18 protein-coding genes are annotated in these 22,942 nt (G+C 66.6%); 9 read left to right on the plus strand and 9 right to left on the minus strand.

Translation table 11 applies throughout. The features are described from left to right. Window positions 1–209: 209 nt before the first annotated feature. The 3 genes from JQ633_RS23765 to JQ633_RS23775 form a co-directional block, all read right to left on the minus strand. Complete coding sequence (locus JQ633_RS23765) at window positions 210–584, minus strand: response regulator transcription factor (RefSeq protein WP_211987489.1); 375 nt, start codon at window positions 582–584, stop codon at window positions 210–212. Then, a complete protein-coding gene (locus JQ633_RS23770) occupies window positions 581–1,447 on the minus strand; it encodes a S1C family serine protease (RefSeq protein ID WP_211987490.1) in 867 nt (288 codons plus the stop codon). Before JQ633_RS23770 ends, JQ633_RS23765 begins: the two co-directional genes overlap by 4 nt. 88 nt (window positions 1,448–1,535) lie before the next feature. Then, window positions 1,536–2,546 (minus strand): AraC family transcriptional regulator, encoded by a 1,011-nt coding sequence (locus JQ633_RS23775; RefSeq protein ID WP_433995686.1) that lies wholly within the window; start codon window positions 2,544–2,546, stop codon window positions 1,536–1,538. A 252-nt stretch (window positions 2,547–2,798) separates the two neighbouring features. Between JQ633_RS23775 and JQ633_RS23780 the strand changes: the two genes are divergently transcribed. Both JQ633_RS23780 and JQ633_RS23785 read left to right on the plus strand, forming a co-directional pair. Next, window positions 2,799–3,248: a cupin domain-containing protein gene (locus tag JQ633_RS23780; RefSeq protein WP_211987492.1), complete on the plus strand. Its 450-nt coding sequence runs from the start codon at window positions 2,799–2,801 to the stop codon at window positions 3,246–3,248. Window positions 3,249–3,366: 118 nt separating this feature from the next. Next, window positions 3,367–4,860 (plus strand): flavin-containing monooxygenase, encoded by a 1,494-nt coding sequence (locus tag JQ633_RS23785; RefSeq protein WP_211987493.1) that lies wholly within the window; start codon window positions 3,367–3,369, stop codon window positions 4,858–4,860. Window positions 4,861–5,016: 156 nt separating this feature from the next. Here the strand turns inward: JQ633_RS23785 and JQ633_RS23790 are convergent, their stop codons facing one another. After that, window positions 5,017–5,742, minus strand: a complete 726-nt coding sequence (locus tag JQ633_RS23790; protein ID WP_211987494.1) for an alpha/beta hydrolase — start codon at window positions 5,740–5,742, stop codon at window positions 5,017–5,019. Between the two features lie 137 nt (window positions 5,743–5,879). On the opposite strand from JQ633_RS23790, the gene JQ633_RS23795 reads away from it, so the two are divergent. Further along, on the plus strand, window positions 5,880–6,860 hold the full coding sequence (locus JQ633_RS23795) for a helix-turn-helix domain-containing protein (protein WP_211987495.1): 981 nt from the start codon (window positions 5,880–5,882) through the stop codon (window positions 6,858–6,860). Window positions 6,861–6,925: 65 nt separating this feature from the next. On the opposite strand, the gene JQ633_RS23800 is transcribed toward JQ633_RS23795, so the two are convergent. Both JQ633_RS23800 and JQ633_RS23805 read right to left on the minus strand, forming a co-directional pair. Then, complete coding sequence (locus JQ633_RS23800) at window positions 6,926–8,380, minus strand: GH1 family beta-glucosidase (protein WP_211987496.1); 1,455 nt, start codon at window positions 8,378–8,380, stop codon at window positions 6,926–6,928. After that, entirely contained in the window at window positions 8,370–9,371 is a 1,002-nt protein-coding gene (locus JQ633_RS23805; RefSeq protein ID WP_211987497.1) for a glycoside hydrolase family 16 protein, read from the minus strand. Before JQ633_RS23805 ends, JQ633_RS23800 begins: the two co-directional genes overlap by 11 nt. A gap of 185 nt (window positions 9,372–9,556) precedes the next feature. Here JQ633_RS23805 and JQ633_RS23810 point away from each other — a divergent pair, with 185 nt between their 5' ends. The 6 genes from JQ633_RS23810 to JQ633_RS23835 all read left to right on the plus strand — a co-directional run bounded on the left by JQ633_RS23810 (window position 9,557) and on the right by JQ633_RS23835 (window position 20,130). Then, a complete protein-coding gene (locus tag JQ633_RS23810; RefSeq protein WP_211987498.1) occupies window positions 9,557–12,226 on the plus strand; it encodes a M1 family metallopeptidase in 2,670 nt (889 codons plus the stop codon). A gap of 78 nt (window positions 12,227–12,304) precedes the next feature. Next, window positions 12,305–13,957 carry an acetolactate synthase large subunit gene (locus tag JQ633_RS23815; protein WP_211987499.1) on the plus strand — a complete coding sequence of 551 codons (1,653 nt, stop codon included), beginning with the start codon at window positions 12,305–12,307 and terminating at the stop codon, window positions 13,955–13,957. 162 nt (window positions 13,958–14,119) lie between these two features. Then, window positions 14,120–15,760 (plus strand): phosphoglucomutase (alpha-D-glucose-1,6-bisphosphate-dependent), encoded by a 1,641-nt coding sequence (gene pgm, locus JQ633_RS23820; protein ID WP_211987500.1) that lies wholly within the window; start codon window positions 14,120–14,122, stop codon window positions 15,758–15,760. A gap of 22 nt (window positions 15,761–15,782) precedes the next feature. After that, window positions 15,783–16,739, plus strand: coding sequence for an NAD-dependent epimerase/dehydratase family protein (locus JQ633_RS23825; protein ID WP_211987501.1), 957 nt, complete (start codon window positions 15,783–15,785; stop codon window positions 16,737–16,739). Beyond that, window positions 16,732–17,607, plus strand: a complete 876-nt coding sequence (locus JQ633_RS23830) for a dihydrodipicolinate synthase family protein (protein WP_211987502.1) — start codon at window positions 16,732–16,734, stop codon at window positions 17,605–17,607. Before JQ633_RS23825 ends, JQ633_RS23830 begins: the two co-directional genes overlap by 8 nt. A 195-nt stretch (window positions 17,608–17,802) precedes the next feature. Beyond that, complete coding sequence (locus JQ633_RS23835) at window positions 17,803–20,130, plus strand: xanthine dehydrogenase family protein molybdopterin-binding subunit (protein WP_211987503.1); 2,328 nt, start codon at window positions 17,803–17,805, stop codon at window positions 20,128–20,130. Window positions 20,131–20,230: 100 nt separating this feature from the next. Here JQ633_RS23835 and JQ633_RS23840 read toward each other — a convergent pair whose 3' ends face one another. From JQ633_RS23840 to JQ633_RS23850, 3 genes are read right to left on the minus strand one after another with little or no spacing between them, the layout of a single operon-like run. After that, the gene (locus JQ633_RS23840; RefSeq protein WP_211987504.1) at window positions 20,231–21,427 is read right to left on the minus strand and encodes an acyl-CoA dehydrogenase family protein; all 1,197 of its coding nucleotides are present in this window, start codon (window positions 21,425–21,427) and stop codon (window positions 20,231–20,233) included. A gap of 20 nt (window positions 21,428–21,447) precedes the next feature. Then, entirely contained in the window at window positions 21,448–21,780 is a 333-nt protein-coding gene (locus tag JQ633_RS23845) for a hypothetical protein (protein ID WP_211987505.1), read from the minus strand. 15 nt (window positions 21,781–21,795) lie between these two features. After that, window positions 21,796–22,941, minus strand: coding sequence for an acyl-CoA dehydrogenase family protein (locus JQ633_RS23850; RefSeq protein WP_211987506.1), 1,146 nt, complete (start codon window positions 22,939–22,941; stop codon window positions 21,796–21,798). Between the last annotated feature and the right edge of the window lies 1 nt (window position 22,942).

Here is a 22,942-nt window from a genome sequence, read left to right on the forward strand (position 1 = left end):
AATGACGGGAGGAGGTGCAATGCCGCGTCCCCGCCCACCGCTGTCATCGCCCGGCTTGACCGGGCGATCCAGTACGCCGCGGCACCTCGGCTCAATAACCGCTGCCTCTGGAATACTGGATCACCCGGTCAAGCCGGGTGATGACACCGCTTTGTTTGGCGAGCGATGTGCCACAAACTCGCTGTCGTCACGGCGAAGGCCGGGACCCCTCACAAGTTGATCACCCCACGTCTTGCCGCATGCGCGACCGCGTCGGTGCGGCCGGTGGCGTCGAGCTTGTCGAGCAGGGAGCCGACGTGAAACTTGGCGGTATGCACGGAGATGCCGAGCCGCTGCGCGATCATCTTGTTGGAGGCGCCCTCGGCGAGCAGCGCCAGTACGTCGAGTTCACGCGGCGTCAGCTCGAATTCGCCGTTGCCTGCCGGATCACGGCTACGCGCGACAATCGCCGCGGCGGTCTGCTCGCCCGGCGCCGCGAGCCGCAGCCCGGCGACGCCGCCGAGCAGCGTCGCCAGCCGGTCGGCCAGCGCGGGGTCGTCGATCTCGAGCGAGATCACGATATCGGGCGCAGGCTCATCGCTCACGTCTCGGGCCTCTCGCCGATCGTCACCTTGAAATTCAGCGGCTCGCCGCCGCGATGCACCGTCAGCTCGACCACGGTGCCGACGCTCTGCGGCCCGAGGCTGCGCGACAGCGCCCGTACGCCGGCCAGTTTCTCGCCATTGACGGCCACGATAACATCGCCCTGCCGGATGCCTGCTGCGGCCGAGGGGCCACTCTTGTCGACATCCATCACCATCGCGCCGAAACCGTCGTCGAGCCGCACCGGCTGCAGGCCGACGCCGAGATATCCGCGCGCGACGCGGCCGCTTTTTTCGAGCTGCGCCGCGACGCGCTCGATCGTCGCCGCAGGAATCGTCAGCACGCGGCGCGGACCGAGCACGGCCATGCCGAACGGCGAGTCGGCGGCGTTGAGCGCGAGCCCGCCCTGCTGGCTATGGCGCAGCCGGACATCGAGCTCTATCCGCGCATCGATCTCGCCGCCGCGCATACTGCGCCACGCCGAGCCCGAGCGCGACACCATGCCGAGCCGCGCGATGGCCGCGCCGTGGTCGGCGGCGACGACGACCGCCAGCGATCCCAGCGCGGGGATTTCGGTCGAGAGCTTGACCGGTGCGACGTCGCCATCGAACCGCAGTAGCGCGATGTCGGTGGTGTGGTCGCGTCCGGCGATGGTCGCCTTCCGCGTGCTGCCGTCGGCCAGCGCGATCTCAATCTCGCCGTCGTCGGCGAGGGCTTCGTCTGCGGTGACGATGAGGCCCGCCTTCCAGACGAAGCCGGAGGCGCGCAGGCGATGCGAATGCACGGAGACGATGGCCGGCGCAACGCCGGCGACGGTCTCCGAGAGGGCGGCTGAGAGCGAGGCGAGGGTGGTCGGGTCGGTCATGAGAAGCTCCGTTGGCTTCCCTCAATCTGGAAGGTTGCGGCTGGCGGCGAAACTGGCCGGATGGGCAGGGAGTGGCCGGAACCTGCGCTCAGCTCAGCCGGTGCAGGGTCGCCTTCGGGCTCTCGCCGAACTTGGCGCGGTAGGCACTCGCCATCCTGCTCAGATGGGTAAAGCCGAGGTCGAATGCAATATCGACGATCCGCTCACCCGGCCGCGCCGTCTTCAGCCGCGCATTGAGCTGGGCGAGACGGATATCGAGCAGCATCTCGGTGACGGTCGCGCCGAAGTGGCGGCGGAAGCCGAGCTGCAGCGCGCGGATGCCGGTGCCGGCGATCTCGGCAAGCTCGGCGAGATCGAGCGGTTCGGTCGCGCGCGTCTCCAGATAGGCACGGGCCCGCTTCAGCGCGGCCGGCTGGGTCTCGGCGCGGCCGTTGAAGACGTCGATGGCAGCGCTCAGGCTGTGCCGCTGACCGTTGAGCAGCGCGTTGAGGAATGTCTCGCGCCACTCGGCGGACGCGACCGCGGACATTTCCCTGCGCGGCCCGAGTTGTTCGGCGTGGGTGACGAGATGGTCGATCTTCGCCGCGAGCGCTTGCCCGAGCGGACCGGTCAGCGCCACCGCCGGATCGAACTCGACCGTTTGCGCGGCCCCGCCACCGAGCGCGGCGGCGCGATGCTCGACCAGTTTGCGGTCGAGCAGCAGGATGAGCTGGGCGCAATCGCCGCGCCAAATCATCTCGGTCGGAATGGTCGGGGACAGCAGCGACGCAGTGTGCTGCGGCCCGGTCGTCACCTCGCGCGCGGCGGTGCTGATCGCAGCCGATCCGTGCAGTGGCAGCTGCAGCAGGAAGAAGCGGTCGAGACAGCCGGGATCGATCGCCACCGATCCGCCATAGGCGACATAGTTGACGGAGAAGCCATCGAAACCGGCGCAATTGTGGATCGCGAAGAAGTCCGCTTCCGAGCGATCGATCGGCGTCAGCTTGTGCGGGCAGAAGATACGGCCGACGGATTCGGCGGCGTCGTCGACGCGTTCGGTCTTAACGCGCGCGAAATCCTTCAGCCTCGTCCTGGCAAGAATCTCGTTGCCCGTCGCGATCACGCCGGCCGTCCGGAGTTGTTTGAGGTCTAAAGCTTCCCGAGCGTAATGTATCTTCGGCCAAAGAGGAACGCCGTTTCATCGCGCAATCTGCTCAATCGGGGCGCAGCCGGGTCGAAGGCCTCGCGCCGCCGGTGGCTTTTGCGGCGCAGCATGAGCGTTTCGGGCAGGGATTCGTTTATCGGCTAGACAGCCCCCGCGGCCGGCGACAGGCTCGGTGCCGGCAATGCGCATCAAACTGGAGAGGCTGACATGGGCGCGCTCGAAAAAGGCATCACCCGCAACGGCACCGGCTACAGCGGCAAGACCTGGAACATCCTCGGCCAGGTCTATTATCCCAAGGCCATCACCGACTCGACCTTCGCGTTCGAGACCAACAGCGATCCCGGCCAGTTCGTGCCGGTGCACGTTCACCCGACCCAGGAGGAGTTCATCCTGGTGCAGGAGGGCGTGCTCGACCTCAAGCTCGACGGCGTCTGGGTGCAGGCCAAGGCCGGCGACCTCGTGCGCATGCCGCGCGGCATCCCGCACGGCTATTTCAACAAGTCGGACAAGCCGGCGCGAGCGCTGTTCTGGGTGTCGCCGATGCGGAAGCTCGAGGCGCTGTTCGACAGACTGCACAATCTGCAGGACCCGGCCGAGGTGGTGCGGATCTCCGCCGAGCACGAGGTGGATTTCCTGCCGCCCGAGGCCAACGACTAGGCCGGCGGCCGAAACAGGCAATTGCGTACACGATGCGGCAATCGCCGGGCTGGTCCCGGCGATGACGGGGACGCGTACGCCTTGGAAAATTGCAGTTCACTCATTGCGGAGCGGAGTCATGGTCAAGCAGAAGCACGTGTGCGTGATCGGCGCCGGGGTGTCCGGGCTCGCCGCCGCCAAGGCGTTTGCGTCGCGCGGCCACAAGGTGTGCGTCATCGAGCGCAGCGGCGATCTCGGCGGCGTCTGGGAGCCGGCGCGTTCCTATCCCGACGTGCAGACCCAGAGCCCGAAGGACCTCTATCGCTACACCGACAAGGCGATGCCGGCGTCGTATCCGGAATGGCCGAAGGGGCCGCAGGTCCATGCCTACTTGCGCGACTATGCCCGCAGCCACGGGCTCGACGGCGCGATTCGGTTCGAGACCAAGGTCGAGGCGATGAAGCGCCGCGTCGACGGCAAGCGGGGCTGGACGCTCGACCTGCGCTCGACCGACGGCGCCACCGGGCATGAGGATTTCGATTTCGTCGCGGTCTGCACCGGCCAGTTCAACGAGCCGCAAGCGTTGCCGCTGCCGGGCGAGGACGGCTTCAGGGCGCAGGGCGGCCGGATCCTGCACTCGTCGCAATATGGCCATGCCGATCTCGCCAAGGGACGCAAGGTGGTCGTGCTCGGCGGCTCGAAATCGGCGACCGACATCGCGGTGAATGCGGTCAATTCCGGCGCCAGCGAGGTCACCATCGTGTTTCGCGAGCCGGTCTGGCGCATCCCCTACTTCGTCGGCGGCCTCGTCAACTTCAAGCGCATCCTCTACATCCGCGCGCAGGAGCAGATGTTCGCGAGCTGGGGCATCGGCCCCGTGGCGCGGCTCGCGCATGCGGTCGCAAAGCCGCTGGTGTGGGCCAACTGGCGCGGGCTCGAGAGTATGCTCAAGATGCAGCTCAAGCTGAAGCAATGCGGCATGGTGCCGAAGGAGCGCATCGAGGACGGCGTCAACTGCTCGGTGCCGATCGCAACGCCCGGCTTCTATCCGATGGTCGCCGACGGCCGTATCAAGGCGGTGCGCGGCACCTTCGATCATTACGACGGCAAGAGCATCGTGATGAGCGGCGGCCAGCGTGTCGCCGCCGATGTCGCGGTGCTCGCGATCGGCTACAAGCTCGGCGTGCCGTTCCTGCCGCAGGAGTATCAGGCCAAACTGGTCGAGCCCGACGGGCAGTACCGGCTGTATCGGCTGATCGCCAACCCCGATCTGCCCGACATGGGCTTTGTCGGCTTCAACTCCAGCTTCTGCACCGTGCTGTGCGCCGATCTGGCCGCGAACTGGTTGGTGCGCTACGCCGACGGCCAGCTGGCGCGGCAGCCGGGCGCGGCCGAGATGAACGAGAACATCGCGATGATGCTGAACTTCAGGCGCGTCGAACGTCCGGCCGCGGGCGTCTACGGCGGGCTGTGCGTCGCGCCCTACCACTTCAAGCATTTCGACGAGTTGCTCGCCGACATCGGCACCAAGGCCTCGCGCCGCAACCCGCTGGTCGAGAAGTTCACCCCGCCGGACGCCGATGCCTATGCGCGCTTCCTGGCGACGGCGCCGGACTACAAAGCGGTGGCGTAGAAAGATGCGCGCTCCCAAATACCGAAGAACAACCCCATGCAAAGTAGCGGGCGGCCGCCGGCACCTGGAAACGCGACTTGACTCGTCGGGCAACTCAGGGGTATTTTTTCATTATTCCGAAATCCCGCGGTCGCCCGCCACGCGCTGGCAGCTGGACTAGTCCCGCCCGGCTTCGATGAACGCCTGCGCGAGGCGTTCCGGATTGGTGAAGCACAGCTCATGACTGCCCGGGATCTGCACCAGGCGGAACAGCCCGAGCTTCTGCGACAGCCGCGGGTGCCAGGGATGGCCGTGCGGCATCGCGGTGTCCTCGGTGCAGTTGATGTAGGACTTTGCGATTTGCATCTCGGCCGGATTGGTCTTCAGCACGATCTTGTCCTGAAACGTCTTCAGCGGGTGCGGATTGAGCACGTCGTAGGCGCGCTGCGCCGTCTCGAGGTCGCCGTCGTTGATGAAGGCCTCGCGCCAGATCGGGAACGGCAACACCACCGAGCCGTCGCCGCGCTCGGCGGCGATCGCATCGAACAGCCCCAGATAGGTCGGCGGGACCATGTCGTTGAGGCACTCGCCGTTGTTGGGCACGAAGGCATTCCAGTAGACCAGCCGGCGGATGCGGTTCGCCGCGGCGTCGGCGACGCCGGTGATGATCATGCCGCCATAACTGTGGCCGACCAGCACGATGTCGTTCAGATTGTGCTCGGCGAGATAGTCGACGATCGACTGGATCGCCTCGGGGAGGCCGGAGTCCTTGCGGTCGCCGGACCGGTTGCCCTTGAGGGTCGGCGTGTGGACGACGTGGCCGGCCTTGCGGATCGCAGCGGCGACCGGCTCGAATTCTGCGCCGGTATGCCAGGCGCCGTGGACGAGAACGTAAGTGGACATGCGGTGTCTCCAGTGGGGTTTGGCGGTGTGATCTAGGCAGCTCGCTTACGGCTTCAATGGATTTTCAATTGATATTGACCCGGACCCGCGGAACGCGCTTGGCTGTAAGCGAACCGGACTAGGCTCGGAGTGAACTGATGCAGCAAATCGCCGCCGCGGATCGTTCGCGCAGGCTGAGCTGGAATACGGCCGACACCAAACCGGGCGAGCAGTTCGCCTATTACCGCGAGGCGATCTGTCAGGCCTTCATGAACCTGACGCCCGAGCCGCCCGCGACGGCGGGATTCCTCGCGCATGTCGAGACCGTCGGGTTGGGCGACGGCGCGGTCAACCGCGTCGATTTCCCGGAGCATGTCGTGCGGCGCTCGACCGCTGACATCGCCGCGTCGAGCCGGCGCTGCTACTACCTCAATCTCAAGCTCGCCGGCCGCTGCCGCATCCAGCAGGCGGGGCGCGAGATCAGCCTGTCGCCGGGACAAGTCGGGATCTTCGACAGCGGGCAGCAGTTTTCGCTACTGCATGATCGCGGCCCGGCGCTACAGGTTGCCTCGTTCTGGGTGCCGGCGGAGGCGCTGGATGAACGGCTGCCGTCGGCGCCGGAGGTCGCGCCGGCGCGGGTCTCCGACGATCCGTTCGTCGGCCATCTGATCGCCGAGACCGCGCAGGTTCTGAACGCCTCGGCGCTGCGCGCCTCGGATGGAGAGAACGCCCGGCTGTTCGGCGTGCTGCTCGATCTGGTGGCGCTCAGCCTGTCGCGCGGCAGCCGCGCAGGCGCGGCCGAGGCGGCCAGCCTCGCGGACGCGACATGGCTCGCGGTCCGCCGTGCCGTCGATCGCCGGCTGCGCGAGCCCGGGCTCGGCGTCGCGGCCATCGCCGCCGCGATCGGCATCAGCGAGCGCTATGTCCACAAGCTGTTCGAGCGGGCAGGCAGCACATTCGCCAGCTATGTGATGGATCGCCGCCTCGACGGCGCCGCGCGCGACCTGAAGCAGCCGACGATGTTCGGCCGAGCAATCGGCGACATCGCGTTCGACTGGGGCTTTTGCGACCTGTCGCATTTCACCCGGCGTTTCCGCCACCGCTTCGGCTGCACGCCGAGCGAATGGCGGCGCGGCTGATTCAGCGCACGGACATCACGAGGTCGCAGCCACTCACCTGTCAGGCCGGACAGGCATGCGGGGCGTCACACGCCGACCGCGTTGCGCGCGATCACGTCGCGATAGAACGCCGCGCTCAACTTCGGTCTGCGCTCCTGGGTCTCGAAATTCACCCGGTAGAGGCCGAAGCGCTTCTCGTAGCCGAAGATCCATTCGAAATTGTCCATCAGGCTCCACAGGAAATAGCCGTGGACCGGCACGCCCTCGCTGGTCGCGCGCTGCAATTGGGCAAGATAGTTGCGCAGGAACATGATGCGGTCGAGATCGTAGATCTGTCCGTCCGGATGGACCTTGTCCTCGCCGGACGTACCGTTCTCGCTGATATAGATGCTCTTGATGTTCCAGAGTTTTGCTGCGATCCGCGGCGCCCAGTAGATCACTTCAGGCGCGATGCGCAGCCATTCCGAGCTCATATGCGGGAACGAGTCCGGCATCGGCAACGGCTGCCAGCCCGGATGCTTGTCGGTCGCGACCACGTAGAATTGCGGCGCGTAGATGTTGAGCCCGACGAAGTCGTTGGGCTGGCTGATGATCTTCAGCTCCTCCGCGGTGAATTTCGGCGCGTCGGCGCCGGAATAGGCCAGGAAGCCCTCGGTGTACTTGCCTTCGAGCACGACGCCGAGGAAGCCCGAATTGAACTCGCGCGTCGCGATCTCGGTGGCGCGGATATTCTCCGGCGTGTTGATCGCGGGCACGCAGGCGGTGATGTTTTCCGCAGGGCCGACTCGCGTGCCGGCACGGCCCCTGGCGCGGATCGCCTGCACGGCGAGGCCATGCGCCAGCGCGACGTGGTGGCGGGCCTGGTTGACCTCGCGCGGCGGCAGCTTCAGGCCGGGCGCGTCGATGCCGAGGGCGTAGCCGAACGGCAGAAAACGTCCGACCTCGTTGAGGGTGAAGATGTTCTTCACGCGGTCGGTCAGCCGCTCCGCGACATAGCCCGCATAGTCGGCGAATGCCTTCGACGTGTCGCTGGAGCGCCAGCCGCCGACGCGGTCCTGCAGCGCCTGCGGCAGGTCCCAGTGATAGAGCGTCGCGTAGGGCTCGATGCCGTTGGCCAAGAGCTCATCGACCAGGCGGTTATAGAAGTCGAGGCCCTTCGGGTTCGGTGCGCCGGTGCCGTCCGGAAACACCCGCGGCCAGGCGATCGAGAAGCGATAGGCCTTGGCACCGAGCTCCCCGATCAGGCCGACGTCTTCCTTGTAGCGGTGGTAGTGATCGTTGGCGCGGTCGCCGGTGGTGCCGTCCTCGATCTTGCCCGGCGTGTGGCTGAACGTGTCCCAGATCGATTTGCCGCGGCCGTCCTCGTCGACGGCGCCCTCGATCTGATAGGAGGAGGTCGCCGTGCCCCAGACGAAATCGGCGGGAAAGCTCGCACCGTTCGGCGCCGCCGCGCCATCCGCCGCAGCGGCGGGGGCCGACAGGCCGAGCGCCGAGAGGCCTGCAAGGCCCGCAAACTGCCGGCGCGAGAAATTACCTGACATTGCTGGCTCCCGCGAAATTCATGTCGATCTGGTAGGCGGAGATGCGGTCGATCTCGAAGGCGACCGTCGCCGGCGTGGCGGCGTCGACGAAGCCGACGCCGAGGAAGAACTTCGATCCCATCGCAAGGTTGACGATCATGTACATCGGATCGTCGAAGCCGATCGGCACCTTGATGTCAGATACCGGCTCGCGGTCGATGAAATAGACCAGCCGGTCCGGCTCCCACAGCACACCGTAATTGTGGAAGCTCGCGTCGGCGCCGGGGACCATGTAGTCGAAGCCGCAATGCTCGATCTTGCCGGTCGCGGGGATGCGCCAATGCGTGGTCATCACGACGGCGCCGGGCTGCTGCCCGCGCCCCTCCATCACATCGACCTCCGGCGGCCAGCCGCCGTCGTCGGCGAGCATCCAGAACGCCGGCCACACCGCGGTGCCGGTCGGGATCTTGGCGCGGATTTCGAAATAGCCGTACTTCTGCGCGAACGTGCCCTGCGTGGTCAGGATGCCCGAGATGTAGTCGTTGTTGAACAGCACGTCCCTCAGTTCCGGCGGCGTGCGCCGTGCCACGATCGAGAGCACGCCGTCATGGACGCGGAACGGATCGAGGCCGAGCGGAGTGGTGCCGCGCCCGGCGTAGCGCGGATCGACATAGATCTGCTGCTCGCCGTTGGCGCTGGTCTTGCGCTTGAAGTCGGAGCCGTCGCCGCCCCAGTAGCGCGCTTCCGGCCATGCCGCGCCGCCGGCGTAATGCGGCACCCAGCGTCCACTCGACAGCGGATGCTCGTCGAAATCGTCATTGAAGGTCCGGCGCATCGGCAGGAACGCGCGCGCATCGATGCCCTGCGTTCCGACCTTGCGGCACTGAATCGTCGCGGGATCGGTGGTGACGGCCAGGGTCAATTCGGGCGGGGCATCCTGCGGCCCCTCAGCGGCAAGCGCCGGCGTGAACGCCGCAACGAGGCCGATCGTGACCAGAAATCGTGTCGTCATTCGCCGGTCATCAATTGGGTCAGGGCAGCAGCAGCGGGATAGCGGCCCAAATTAGCCCTTGATGGCGCGGTCGGGCAACAAGCAATGCGGCCGCCGTCTTAACCTTGCCAGTTTTGTCGCAGCGATTTCTCCCCTAGATTGACCATCGCGCCAAGCCCCTCGAAGCCCCCGCTGAACCGGACGCAATGAACAACTCCGCAAGTCATCCCCGAACGGCGCTGCGTCATCTTGCTGCGGCGGCGGTCCTGCTGCTGGCGGCGACGGCGGGCGCGCGCGCCGAACCGACGTTCTCGTTCGACAGCACGCCCGGGAAGCTGCCGAAAACCGTCATTCCGTTGAGCTATGCCGTCGAGCTGACGCCGGATCTTGCAAGCCTTGCGCTGCCCGGCGTCGAGACGGTCGAGATCGAGGTCCGCGAACCGACCGCGCGCGTGACGCTGAACGCGGTCGACACGACGTTCGGCGAGGTCAGCGCCGACAACGGCGCACAGCGCGCGCAGGTGGCGCTGGACGTCGCCACGCAGACGGCGACGCTGGCCTTCGCCCAGCCGCTCGCGGCCGGTCGCCACACGCTGCGCATCGCCTTCACGGCAGCGATCAACAAGTTCGGCGCCGGCCTGTTCTCGGTCGATTATCCGACCAAGGCCGGCGTCAAGCGGCTGATCACCAGCAAGCTGGAGCCGGCGGACGCGCGGCGGATCTTTCCGTGCTGGGACGAGCCGGCGTTCAAGGCGAGCTTTGCGCTCACCGTCGTGATTCCGCGCAACCTGCTGGCGGTCGGCAACATGCCGGTCAGCAGCGAGCAACCGGTCGCCGGCGATCTCAAGAAGGTGGTGTTCGCGCCGACGCCGAAGATGTCGAGCTATCTGTTCGTGCTCACCGTCGGCGAGCTGGAGCGCGCCACGGTCGATGCCGGCGGGGTCACGATCGGCCTCGTCACCACCGAAGGCAAGAGCGGGCAGGGCCGCTTTGCGCTCGACAGCGCGGCAAAGCTGCTGGCCTGGTACAACGATTATTTCGGCGTCAAATACCCGCTGCCGAAGCTCGACCTGATCGCGGTGCCCGGCGGGTTCGGCGGCGCGATGGAGAACTGGGGCGGCATCACCTTCTTCGAGAGCCGGCTGCTGTTCGATCCCGCAACCAATGCGGAGACGGCCAAGCGCGGCATCTTCGGCATCATCGCGCATGAGATGGCGCATATGTGGTTCGGCGATCTCGTCACCATGGCCTGGTGGGACAATCTCTGGCTCAACGAAGGCTTTGCCAGCTGGATGGCCACCAAGGCGTCGCAGCAATTCTATCCGCAGTGGCAGAGCTGGCTGAACGGCTACGGCGCCAAGCAGTTCGCGCTGAGCCTGGATGCACGCCGCACCTCGCATCCGATCCAGCAGCCGATCGCCGATCACAGCGAGGCGGTCACGGCGTTCGACGCCATCACCTACAACAAGGGCCAGGCGCTGATCCGCATGCTCGAGAATTATCTCGGCGAGCAGCCGTTCCGCGACGGCATCCGCAAATACATGGCCGAGCATGCCTATGGCAATTCGACCACCGCCGATCTCTGGCAGGCACTGGAGAGCGCCGGCGGCAAGCGGATCACCGGCGTGGCCGCGTCCTTCACCGAGCAGGACGGCGTGCCGCTGGTGGTCGCCGAGACGGAGTGCGACGGCACGGCGCAGCGGCTGACGCTGCGGCAGGAGCGTTTCGTGATCGCACCGCTCGGCGCGGGCGCGGCGGAGTTGCCGGCGCGCAACTGGCAGATTCCAGTCGCGATCGGGCCGGTCGGCGGCAAGCCGTTCGACGAAATCCTGCTGCAGGGCAGCGCCACGATTCCGGCCGGCGCCTGCGGCGATGCGATCAAGGTCAATCTCGGCGACATCGGCTACTTCAGGGTCGAATACGGCCCGAAGAACCGCGGCGCGCTGCTCAGTGCGTTCCCGCGGATGCAGGTCGAGGACAGGCTCAACATCATCACCGACAGTTGGGCGCTGGTGCTGGCCGGCCGCGCCGAGCCGTCGTCCTATCTCGCTCTGCTCGATGCGCTCGATACCGGCGATCATCGCACGGTGTGGGATCAGGTGATCTCGACATTTGCCGCGCTCAACCGCCTGTCGCGGGGCCATCCCGAGCGGCCGCTGATCCAGGCCTATGCGCGGGCAAAGCTGCGCCCGGTGCTCGACCGGCTCGGATGGGACGGCAGCGGCTCGGCCGACGACGACAACGCACTGCTGCGCGCAAGTCTGATCTCGACGCTCGGCGATCTCGGCGACGATGTCGTCATCGCCGAGGCGAAGCGGCGGTTCGCCGCGTTCCTGCTCGATCCCGACGCGCTGCCGAATTCGTTGCGCGACGCGGTCACCCACGTCGTCGGCATCACGGCCGACCGCGCGGGCTATGACGGGCTGCTGGCGCTCGCGCGCAAGAGCACCGTCACCAATGAACGGCTGCGCTATTATTTCGCCGCCGCGGGTGCGCACGATTCCGAACTGGCGCGGATGACGCTGGCCTTGACGCTGACCAGCGAGCTGCCGGACACGATCGTGCCGGGCATGATATCGACGGTGGCGTCATCAGGCGAGCAGCCGCAGCTCGCCTGGGATTTCGTACAGGCGCATTTCGATGCGCTGTTGGCGAAACAAGGGCCGAACTTCCGCGACCAGTTCGTGCCGAACTTCATGACCAATTTCACCGACGAGGCCCACGCCGCCGAACTTGCCGCCTTTGCCCCGTCACGATCGACCAGCGGCGGCCGGGTGATGGTGGCGCGATCGCTGGAATCGATCGCGATCTCGGCCGGCCTCGTGGCGCGCGTGCTGCCCGCGGTCGAGGACTGGATCAGGACGCATCGGCCGTGAGCCGGCGAAGGACTCCCCGACGGCATGCGATGCCGCTATGCTCGGCGGGTAGCATGCAATCCAATGCGCGAGGCTGACATGGTCAAAGGTTCCGATCTGCTGGTGAAGGCCCTCGAGAACGAGGGCGTGGAGCGTGTATTCGGCGTTCCCGGCGAGGAGAACCTCGACGTCGTCGAGAGCCTGCGCACATCCTCGATCGAGCTGGTCGTCACGCGCCACGAGCAGGCCGCGGCGTTCATGGCCGCGACCTATGGCCGGCTGACCGGCAAGCCCGGCGTCTGCATGACGACGCTCGGACCCGGCGCGCTGAATCTGACGACCGGCGCCGCCTACGCGCTGCTCGGCGCGATGCCGATGGTGATGATCACCGGACAGAAGGGCATTCTGAGCAGCCGCCAGGCCAAGTTCCAGATCGTCGACATCGTCAGCACCTTCCGTCCCCTCACCAAGCTGTCGCTGCAGATCGTCTCGACTGCGACGATCCCGACGCTGGTGCGCGACGCGTTCCGGATCGCGATGCAGGAGCGGCCCGGGCCGGTGCTGCTGGAATTGCCCGAGGATATCGCCGGCGAGGAGGCGGAGCCGGTGGCGATGATCCCGCCGCATCCGATCGAGATTCCGATCGCGCATGCCGCAGCGCTCGACCGCGCCGCCGAGATGATCCTGAAGGCGCAGCGGCCGTTGATCATGCTCGGCGCCGCTGCGTCGCGCCCGCGCAGCACTGATGACATCGGCGATTTCGTGCGCCGGACCAAGATCCCGTTCTTCACCACGCAGATGGGCAAGGGCACGGTGTCCGGCGGCACCAATCTCTATATGGGCACCGCCGCGCTGAGCGAGCGCGACTACGTGCATGAGGCGATCGACCGTGCCGACCTGATCATCGCGATCGGCCATGACACCATCGAGAAGCCGCCCTTCATCATGGGCCCGAAGGGGCCGCAGGTGATCCATGTCAGCTACATGCCGGCCAATGTCGAGCAGGTCTATTTCCCGCAGGTGGAAGTGATCGGCGATGTCGGCCCGAGCCTTGCGCTGCTGGCCGACCGGGTCGAGGGCAAGCTGCCGCGCGCCAGCGCACTGCACAGCCTGCGTGACGGCATTCTGGCGAAGATCACCGATCGCGCCACCGAGGGCCGCTGGCCGCCGACGCCGCAGCGTATCGTGCATGACGCGCGGCAGGTGATCCCCGAGGACGGCATCGTCGCGCTCGACAACGGCATGTACAAGATCTGGTTCGCGCGAAATTACCGCACGCTGCTGGCGAACTCGCTGCTGCTCGACAATGCGCTGGCGACCATGGGCGCCGGCCTGCCGTCGGCGATGATGGCGGCGATGCTCTATCCGAAGACGCGGGTGCTCGCGGTGTGCGGCGACGGCGGCTTCATGATGAATTCGCAGGAGCTGGAGACCGCGGTCCGCCTCAAACTCAACCTCGTGATCCTGATCCTGGAAGACTCGGCCTACGGCATGATCCGCTGGAAGCAGGCGGTCGATCACTTCCCGGATTTCGGCCTCACCTTCGGCAATCCGGATTTCGTCAAATATGCCGAGAGCTATGGCGCCAAGGGCTCGCGGATCGAGAGCACCGAGGCGATCATCCCGACGCTGGAGCGCGCGTTCGGTGGCGGCGGCGTGCATCTCGTCGTGGTTCCCGTCGACTATAGCGAGAACAAGCGCGTGCTGGTCGACGAACTGCGCGAGAAGGTGCAGCAGATCGACGTGTCGTGACGGCTCGTCACGGCGGTCAAGGAACGAAATGCCGCCGGGTTGATTGGGAGTAGGCCGTCATGGTAGCACGCCGGCGCATCAGACTTATTCGTGCTGATGGCCGGCGATATCGGGCGATCTCTTCCTGAAAGAGATCTCTTCGTGAAAGATATGTGAGGTCACGTGACTGCACCAAATCCCGCCGCCGGCAAACCCGTCGATCCTGCCTTGCTCGCCAACGTGCCGCGGCTGGTCACGGCCTATTTCGCCGGCAAGCCCGATGCGAGCGATCCGGCTCAGCGCGTCGCGTTTGGCACCTCCGGCCATCGCGGCTCGTCGCTGAAGAACTCGTTCAACGAGGACCATATCCTCGCCACCACGCAGGCGATCTGCGACTATCGCCGGGAGAAAGGCCTGACCGGGCCGCTGTTCATCGGCATCGATACGCATGCACTGGCGGAGCCGGCACTGGCGAGCGCGGTGGAGGTGTTCGCCGCCAACGGCGTCGAGATCATGATCGACGCGCAGGGCGGCTACACCCCGACGCCGGTGATCTCGCACGCGATCCTGAGCTTCAACAAGGGACGCAGCTCGGGTCTTGCCGACGGCGTCGTCATCACGCCCTCGCACAACCCGCCGGAGGACGGCGGCTACAAGTACAATCCGCCGCATGGCGGCCCCGCTGATACCGACGTCACCGGCGTCGTCGAGAAGAACGCCAACCGCTATATCGAGGCCGGCCTCAAGGGCGTCGCGCGGATGCCCTATGACCGCGCGCGCAAGGCCGCGACCACGCATCTGCACGATTACATCACGCCCTATGTCGCCGACCTCGGCAACTCCGTCGATCTCGCGCTGATCAAATCCGCCGGGGTGAAGATCGGGATCGATCCGCTCGGCGGCGCGGCGGTGCATTACTGGCAGCCGATCATCGATCGCTACGGCATCAACGCGTCGGTGGTCAACGACGCGGTCGATCCGACCTTCCGCTTCATGACCGCGGACTGGGACGGCAAGATCCGGATGGACTGCTCGTCGCCCTATGCGATGGCGAGCCTGATCGGGATGCGCGACCGGTTCGACGTCGCCTTCGCCAACGACACCGACGCCGATCGCCACGGCATCGTGACGCGTTCCAACGGGCTGATGAACCCGAACCATTTCCTCGCCACCGCGATCGCCTATCTGTTCGCGCACCGCCCGCAATGGAGCGAGAGTGCCGCGATCGGCAAGACCATCGTGTCGAGCTCGATCATCGACCGCGTCGCCAAGAAGCTCGGCCGCCGGCTGGTCGAGACGCCGGTCGGCTTCAAATGGTTCGTCGATGGCCTCGGCAGCGGCGGCTTCGGCTTCGCCGGCGAGGAGAGTGCGGGCGCCTCGTTCCTGAAGCGCGACGGCTCGGTCTGGACCACGGACAAGGACGGCATCATCCTCGGCCTGCTGGCGGCGGAGATCATTGCGAAGACTGGACGCGATCCCAGCGAATTGTTCAACGAGCTGACCGCCGAGCTCGGCGTGCCCTATTACGAGCGCATCGACGTCGCGGCGACGCCCAAACAAAAGAGCGCGCTGAAGGCGCTCGGGCCCGAGCAGCTCAACATGACCAGCCTCGCCGGCGATGCGGTCAGCGCGGTCAGGACCAAGGCGCCGGGCAACGACCAGCCGTTCGGCGGCATCAAGGTCGAGAGCGCCTCCGGCTGGTTCGCCGCCCGTCCCTCCGGCACCGAGGACGTCTACAAGATCTACGCCGAGAGTTTTCGCGGGCCGGATCATCTGAAGCAGATCCAGGGCGACGCGCGAGCCGCGATCGCCAAGGCGTTCTGAAGAGGCGGGCCGGGCGGACGTCATGCGTGTCTTGTTGACGGGCTCCTCCGGCTGGCTGGGCCGTTTCCTCGCGCCGCGGCTGCGGCGAGCGGGCCACAGCGTGGTCGGCCTCGACGTGGTTCCGGGCGAGGCGACCGACATCGTCGGCTCGGTGGCCGAGCGATCCGTGGTCGATCGCGCGTTCGCCGCGCACGGCATCGAGGCCGTGATCCATGCCGGCGCGCTGCACAAGCCGGATATTGCGCGGTTCGCGCCGCAGGCGTTTGTCGATGTCAACGTCACCGGCACGCTCAATCTGCTGCAGGCGGCGGTGGCCGCGGGCCACGATCGTTTCGTCTTCACCTCGACCACGTCGCTGATGATCTCGCAGGCGATCCGCGACGATGAGGGCGCCCACGCCGTCTGGCTCGACGAGAATGCAGGCCCGCTCGAGCCGCGCAACATCTACGGCATCACCAAGCTCGCCGCCGAGGGACTGTGCCGGCTGTTCAGCAAGGACCACGGTCTGAACTGCGCCGTGCTGCGCGCCAGCCGCTTCTTTCCGGAAGACGACGACACCATCCGCGACACCCACGGCGAGAACCTGAAAGCGACCGAGCTGCTGTATCGCCGCCTGACGGTCGAGGACGCCGCCGATGCCCATGTCGTGGCACTCGAGCGCATCAGCGGCTTCGAGGTGTTCGTGATCAGCGCGCCGACGCCGTTCGCGCGCGGCGACGTCGCTGCGCTGAAGAGCGATGCGGCCGCCGTGATCGCGCGGCATTTCCCCGATGCCCCGGCGCTGTTCGCGCGGCGCGGCTGGCGGCTGCCGGAATCGATCGGCAGGATCTACGATCCCGCCAAGGCCGAACGGCTGCTCGGCTTCCGCGCAACGACCGATTTCGCCGCCGTGCTGGACGCCCTGCGCAGGGATGCGCCGCTTCCCTTCGCGCACGATCCCGACTATGTCTCGCCGTCAACGAGGCTCGCACATGGCTGATTTCCACGGCGTCTTTCCGTATCTGGTGTCCCCGGTCGATCCCGCCGGCCACATCCGCACCGAGGTGCTGGGGCGGCTCTGCGACGATCTGATCAAGGCCGGTGTGCACGGCCTGACGCCGCTCGGCTCGACCGGCGAGTTCGCCTATCTCAACAACGCCCAGCGTATGCAGGTGGTGCAGACCACGATCGAAGCCGCGGAGGGCCGCGTGCCCGTGGTCGCCGGCGTTGCCGCGACGACGACAGCGGACGCGGTGGCGCAGGCCAAGGCCTATCAGAAGCGCGGCGCCAACGGCATCCTCGCGATCCTGGAGGCCTATTTCCCGGTCGCCGACGCGCAGGTCGAAGCCTATTTCCGCGCCATCGCCGATGCGGTCGACATTCCGGTCGTGATCTACACCAATCCGAATTTCCAGCGCTCCGATCTCACGCTCGACGTCATCGCGCGGCTCGCCGCGCATCCGCGCATCGGCTACATCAAGGATGCCTCGACCAATACCGGGCGGCTGCTGTCGATCATGAACCGCTGCGGCGACAGCCTGAAAGTGTTCTCGGCCTCTGCGCATATCCCGGCCGCGGTGATGCTGATCGGCGGCCATGGCTGGATGGCCGGCCCGGCCTGCATCATTCCGAGGCAAAGCGTCGAGCTCTACAATCTCTGCCGCCGCACCCGCTGGGACGAGGCGATGGCGCTGCAACGCAAGCTCTGGCGCATCAACGAGGCCTTCGCCCGCTTCAACCTCGCCGCCTGCATCAAGGCCGGGCTCGCATTCCAGGGCTACGATGTCGGCGACCCCGTACCGCCGCAGGCGCCGTTGACCGCCGAGCAACGCAAGGTGGTCGAGGCGGCGCTGCGCGATCTGGGCTGAGGACTGGGTCGCGCGTTACATAAGCTCTCACCACCTGGTCATTCCGGGGCGGCTCACAGAGCCGAACCCGGAATCTCGAGATTCCGGGTTCGATGCTGACGCATCGCCCCGGAATGACGAGCAGCGGAGGCGAGTTGCCACGCCGGCGAAATCCGCTAAAACCCCGCCGAAACTTCACACGTTAAGGACCCTCTGATGAACATTCTTCCCGGCAATCTACGTTTTGGTGCGGGCCAGCCGGTCAAGCGTCTGGAAGACCAGCGCCTCGTCACCGGGAAGGGGCATTTCATCGACGACAAGCCGGAGGAGGGCGCGCTGTGGCTGCACGTGCTGCGCTCGCCGCATGCCCACGCCAACATCAGGTCGATCGACACCAGCGCGGCGCTGGCGATGGCGGGCGTCGAGGCGGTCTATACCGGCGCCGACCTCGTCAAGGACGATATCGGCACGCTGCCCACGCTCGCGATCTTCAAGCGGCCGGACGGCAAGCCGATGACGGTGCCGCCGCGGCGCCTCTTGGCGCATGAGGTGGTGCGCTTCGCCGGCGAGGCCGTCGCGGCCGTGGTCGCGACCTCGCGCGTGCTGGCGCAAACCGCGGCGGAAGCGATCGCGGTCGACTACGAGGTCAAGCCCTCGGTGGTCGATCCGGTCGAGGCGATCAAGCCGGGCGCGCCGGCGGTCTGGCCGGACGCGCCCGACAACATCGTGGCCGCGATGAGCTATGGCGACGCCGCCAAGGTCGAGGAAGCATTTGCGAGCGCCGCGCACACGGTGTCGCTCGACCTCGTCAGCCAGCGCCTGGTGCCGTCCGCGATGGAGCCGCGCTCGACGATTGCCGAGATCGAGAAGAAGACCGGGCGCCTCTTGCTGCACGTGCAGTCGCAGACGCCGGGCTCGACCCGCGACCTGCTCGCCGAATCGATCCTGAAGCGGCCGAAGGACAGCGTGCGCGTATTGGTCGGCGATATCGGCGGCGGCTTTGGTCAGAAGACCAGCCTCTATCCGGAAGACGGCATCGTCGCCTATGCGGCAACGAAGCTGAACCGGAAGATCCGCTGGCGCGGCGACCGCACGGACGAGTTCGTCGGCGGCACCCACGGCCGCGATCTCACCTCGACCGGCGAGTTCGCGCTCGACGCCAAGGGCCGCGTGCTGGCCTACCGGGTGCGCTCGATCGGCGGCACCGGCGCATATTCGTCCGGCACCGGCAACATCATTCCGCTGGTGCTCGGCCCGTTCGTGCAGACCGGCGTCTACGATCTGCCGCTGGTGCATTTCGAGGTGAAGTCGGTGATGACCAACACCGCCCCCGTCGGTGCCTATCGCGGCGCGGGCAGGCCTGAGGCGGTGTTCATCGTCGAGCGTCTGTTCGATGCCGCCGCGCGCCAGATCGGCATGGACCCGCGCGCCATCCGCAAGGCGAACTACATCAAGCCGGCGCAGCTGCCCTACACCAACGCGGTCGGGCAGGTCTATGATTCCGGCGCCTTCGCGCACATGCTGCAGCGTGCCTCCGAACTCGCCGACTGGGACGGCTTTGCCGCGCGCAAGAAGGCGGCGAAGAAGAAGGGCCTGCTCTACGGCCGCGGCCTGACCAGCTACATCGAATGGACCGGCGGCCGCGCCCACACGGAAAAGGTCTCGCTGCACGCCACCGCCGAAGGCCGCATCATCCTGCATTCCGGCACCATGGCGATGGGGCAGGGCCTCGCGACCACCTACACCCAGATGATCGCCGAGAGTCTCGGCATCGCCATGGACAAGATCGACGTGGTGCAGGGCGACACGGACCTCGCCACCGGCTTCGGCAGCGTCGGCTCGCGCTCGCTGTTCGTCGGCGGCACCGCGGTCGCGGTGTCCTCCAGCGACATGATCACCAAGGCGCGCGAGAAGGCGTCAAACCTGCTGGAAGCCGCCATCGAGGACATCGAGTATCGCGACGGCTTCCTCACGGTCGTGGGCACCGACAAGCGCATCAGCCTGTTCGAGATCGCGAAGAAGGAGACCGGCGCAAAGCTCTCGGTCGACAGCGAAGGCGAGGTCGACGGACCGAGCTGGCCGAACGGCACCCATATCTGCGAGGTCGAGATCGATCCCGAGACCGGCGTTACGCGGGTGGTGCGCTACACCACGGTCGACGACGTCGGCGTCGCGGTCAATCCGATGCTGGTGACCGGCCAGATCCATGGCGGCGTCGCGCAGGGCATCGGCCAGGCGCTCTACGAGGGCGTCGCCTACAGCGAAGAGGGCCAGCTGCTCACCGCGAGCTATCAGGATTACTGCGTGCCGCGCGCCGGCGACATTCCGCCGCTCTCGGTGACGCTCGACGGCTCAGCGCCCTGCAAGACCAACCCGCTGGGCTCGAAGGGCTGCGGCGAGTCGGGCGCGATCGGCGGCCCGCCCTGCATCACCAACGGCGTGATGGATGCGCTGAGCGAGGTGGGGATCAAGCAGCTGAATACGCCACTGACGCCGGTGAAGATCTGGCAGGCGATCCGGGATGCGAAGGTGGGGGCGGCTTAAGCGGCGCACCCTGAGCGCGTCATTCCGGGGCGCACGCAGTGCGAACCCGGAATCTCGAGGTTCCGGGTTCGATGCTTCGCATCGCCCCGGAACGACGGGTTTACAACCCCAACACCATCTTCGCGATGATCTCGCGCTGGATTTCCGACGATCCGCCGAAGATCGTATAGGCCCGCCCGTTGAGATATTCCGGCACCACCGGCAGCAGCTCCTCGGGGATCGCCGGCTCGTGGTTCAACTTGTAGAACGGCCGCGCCGGCTCGACGGCGAGGCCGTCATTGCCGATCACGTCGACGCCGAGCCGTGTCACGGCCTGGCGGATTTCACTGTTGCGCAGCTTCAGCACCGACGACACTGCGCCGGGATTCTGTCCGGTCTGCAACGCCGACAGCACCCGCAGCTCGGTCATTTCGAGCGCATCGATGTCGACCTCGACTTCCGACATCCGCAGCGCGATGTCGGGGTCCTCGATGGCGCGGCCGGTGACGTCGGATTCCGCGAGCTCGGCGATCGTCCGCAGCGCCTCGCGCAGCTTCGCCGACGCGATGCCGGCGCCGCGCTCGAATTCGAGCAGGTACTTGCCGTAGGTCCAGCCCTTGCCCTCCTCGCCGACGCGGTTGGCCACGGGCACGCGGACGTCGTCGAAGAACACCTGGTTGACCTCGTGATCGCCGCCGATGGTCAGGATCGGCCGCGTCGTGATGCCGGGTGTCTTCATGTCGATCAGGATGAAGCTGATGCCGTCCTGCTGCCGCTCGCCGTCATTGGTGCGCACCAGCGCGAACATGCGGTTGGCGTGATGCGCATGCGTGGTCCAGATCTTGGTGCCGTTGATGATGTAGTCGTCCCCGTCACGCACCGCGCGGGTCTTCAGCGAGGCGAGGTCCGAGCCAGAGCCAGGCTCGGAATAGCCCTGGCACCAATAGTCTTCGCCGGAAAGAATCCGCGGCAGATAGAAGTTCTTCTGCTCCGGCGAGCCGAAGCCGATGATGACGGGACCGACCATCTTCACGCCCATCACGTTGACATTGGGCACGCCGGCGCGGGCGCTTTCGGCCTCGAAGATCCAGCGCTGGGCCGGCGTCCAGTCCGGCCCGCCGTGCTCGACCGGCCAGCCCGGTGCGCCCCAGCCTTTCCGATGCAGCGCGCGCTGCCAGGCCATGCCGATGTCGGGGTCGGAGAACACCGACGGCGTCAGCGCGGTGGCGCGCTTCATCTCCGGCGTCAGATTGGCTGAGATGAAATCGCGCACGTCCTGCTCGAAGGCGCGTTCCTCGGCACTGAAAGTGAGATCCATCTTGCGCTCCGTCTAATTCGTCATGTTGGATTGTCGCCAAGCGCCGGAAGACAGAACAGCGCGACTGCAACTATCATCCAGAGTGCGACCACGACATGCACGACGCGCACATTGCGGCGTACCAAGGCAACGTGCGCGAGGTCGTCCTTCGAGAGATAGCTAGAAAAATCAACGGTGCCGAATAGCTGTGTTGCGAGACTTGGCGTCTGGACTTGCGTGGAGAACCAGTAATAGCCAAGGCTTCGGACTCGAGGTCCGAGTTGCTTGTACAAGGTGAAGACCTTGTAGTGCCAATACGCGCACGCCAAAAACGGGGTTGGCAGCGAACTGAGAAGTATGGTTCGGGCGAGCATGTTGCCTCGACCGGATTAGCAGGCCTGCCGGCCGCTGAGCGCGGCATGGCGGCGATAATGATGGGCGCTGCCGCCGAACAGCGTGTCGAAGGCGAGCAGCCGCTTGAAATAGGCGCCGATGTCGAGCTCCTCGGTGACGCCCATGGCGCCGTGCAGCTGCACCGATTGCTCGGCGACGAAGCGCGCGCATTTGCCGATCTTTGCTTTCGCGCCTGCCGCCGCGCGGCCGCGTGCCACGGGTTCGGCGCCGGCCATCAGCGCCGCGCGCAGCGCCATCGAGCGTGCCTCATCGACCTGCATCGCCATGTCGGCGAGGCGATGGCGGATCACCTGATTGGCCGACAGCGGCCGGCCGAACTGCTTTCTGATCTTGGTGTATTCGAGCGTGGTGTCGAGCAGCGTCTGCATGATGCCGACGGCCTCCGCGCCGAGCGCCGCCATCGCGCGATCGACCACGGCCTCGATCGCGGGCAGCGCGTCGCTGCCGTCGCCGAGCAATGCATCGGCCGGAAGTGCGACGTTCTTCAGATCGAGGCTGCAGCCGCGCCCGCCGCCGAGCCGCGCGTAATCGCGCAAGGTGAGACCGGGCGATCCGGCCGGGACAAGGAACAGAGCGAGCTTGCCGGATGCGCCGTTGGCGTTGGCGATCCGGGCGGAGACGATGATCTGGTTGGCGGCGGCGCCATCGAGCACGGCGACCTTGCTGCCGCTCAATCGGAAGCCGTCGGCGGTCTTCGTGGCGGTCGTATCGACATGCGCGAGATCGAAGCGCGCGGCGCGCTCCGAATGCGCGAAGGCGAGATAGAGCGCGCCTTCCGCGACCTTCGGCAGGACCGCCTGCTTCTGCGCTTCAGTGCCGCATTCGGCGACCAGCGCGGCGCCAAGCACCACGGTGGAGAGAAACGGCTCGGACACCAGCCCGCGTCCGAACGCCTCCATCAGAATGCCGATCTCGATCGCGCCGCCGCCGAGTCCGCCGTCCGCTTCGCTGATCGGCAGCGCCAGCCAGCCGAGCTCGGCGAACTGCTTCCAGATCGCGGGCGAGAAGCCGAGCGGATCGTTCGCAGCTTTCTTGCGGTGATCGGCGGTGAAGGTTTCCGCCACGAAGCGGTCGGCACTTTCGCGCAGCAGGCGCTGCTCGTCGCTGGGAGTGAGGTCCATC

Origin of the sequence: Bradyrhizobium tropiciagri (assembly GCF_018130505.1) — a bacterium.
Lineage (GTDB): Bacteria > Pseudomonadota > Alphaproteobacteria > Rhizobiales > Xanthobacteraceae > Bradyrhizobium > Bradyrhizobium tropiciagri_B.

What these genes read in the sequence shown, in the direction of transcription:
- JQ633_RS23850 (WP_211987506.1), bottom strand. Translation starts at nt 22,941, where the DNA reads ATGGACCTCACTCCCAGCGACGAGCAGCGCCTGCTGCGCGAAAGTGCC.
- JQ633_RS23800 (WP_211987496.1), bottom strand. Translation starts at nt 8,380, where the DNA reads ATGTCAGGTAATTTCTCGCGCCGGCAGTTTGCGGGCCTTGCAGGCCTC.
- JQ633_RS23805 (WP_211987497.1), bottom strand. Translation starts at nt 9,371, where the DNA reads ATGACGACACGATTTCTGGTCACGATCGGCCTCGTTGCGGCGTTCACG.
- JQ633_RS23840 (WP_211987504.1), bottom strand. Translation starts at nt 21,427, where the DNA reads ATGGATCTCACTTTCAGTGCCGAGGAACGCGCCTTCGAGCAGGACGTG.
- JQ633_RS23795 (WP_211987495.1), top strand. Translation starts at nt 5,880, where the DNA reads ATGCAGCAAATCGCCGCCGCGGATCGTTCGCGCAGGCTGAGCTGGAAT.
- JQ633_RS23770 (WP_211987490.1), bottom strand. Translation starts at nt 1,447, where the DNA reads ATGACCGACCCGACCACCCTCGCCTCGCTCTCAGCCGCCCTCTCGGAG.
- JQ633_RS23830 (WP_211987502.1), top strand. Translation starts at nt 16,732, where the DNA reads ATGGCTGATTTCCACGGCGTCTTTCCGTATCTGGTGTCCCCGGTCGAT.
- JQ633_RS23785 (WP_211987493.1), top strand. Translation starts at nt 3,367, where the DNA reads ATGGTCAAGCAGAAGCACGTGTGCGTGATCGGCGCCGGGGTGTCCGGG.
- JQ633_RS23825 (WP_211987501.1), top strand. Translation starts at nt 15,783, where the DNA reads ATGCGTGTCTTGTTGACGGGCTCCTCCGGCTGGCTGGGCCGTTTCCTC.
- JQ633_RS23815 (WP_211987499.1), top strand. Translation starts at nt 12,305, where the DNA reads ATGGTCAAAGGTTCCGATCTGCTGGTGAAGGCCCTCGAGAACGAGGGC.
- JQ633_RS23845 (WP_211987505.1), bottom strand. Translation starts at nt 21,780, where the DNA reads ATGCTCGCCCGAACCATACTTCTCAGTTCGCTGCCAACCCCGTTTTTG.
- JQ633_RS23810 (WP_211987498.1), top strand. Translation starts at nt 9,557, where the DNA reads ATGAACAACTCCGCAAGTCATCCCCGAACGGCGCTGCGTCATCTTGCT.
- JQ633_RS23835 (WP_211987503.1), top strand. Translation starts at nt 17,803, where the DNA reads ATGAACATTCTTCCCGGCAATCTACGTTTTGGTGCGGGCCAGCCGGTC.
- JQ633_RS23790 (WP_211987494.1), bottom strand. Translation starts at nt 5,742, where the DNA reads ATGTCCACTTACGTTCTCGTCCACGGCGCCTGGCATACCGGCGCAGAA.
- JQ633_RS23780 (WP_211987492.1), top strand. Translation starts at nt 2,799, where the DNA reads ATGGGCGCGCTCGAAAAAGGCATCACCCGCAACGGCACCGGCTACAGC.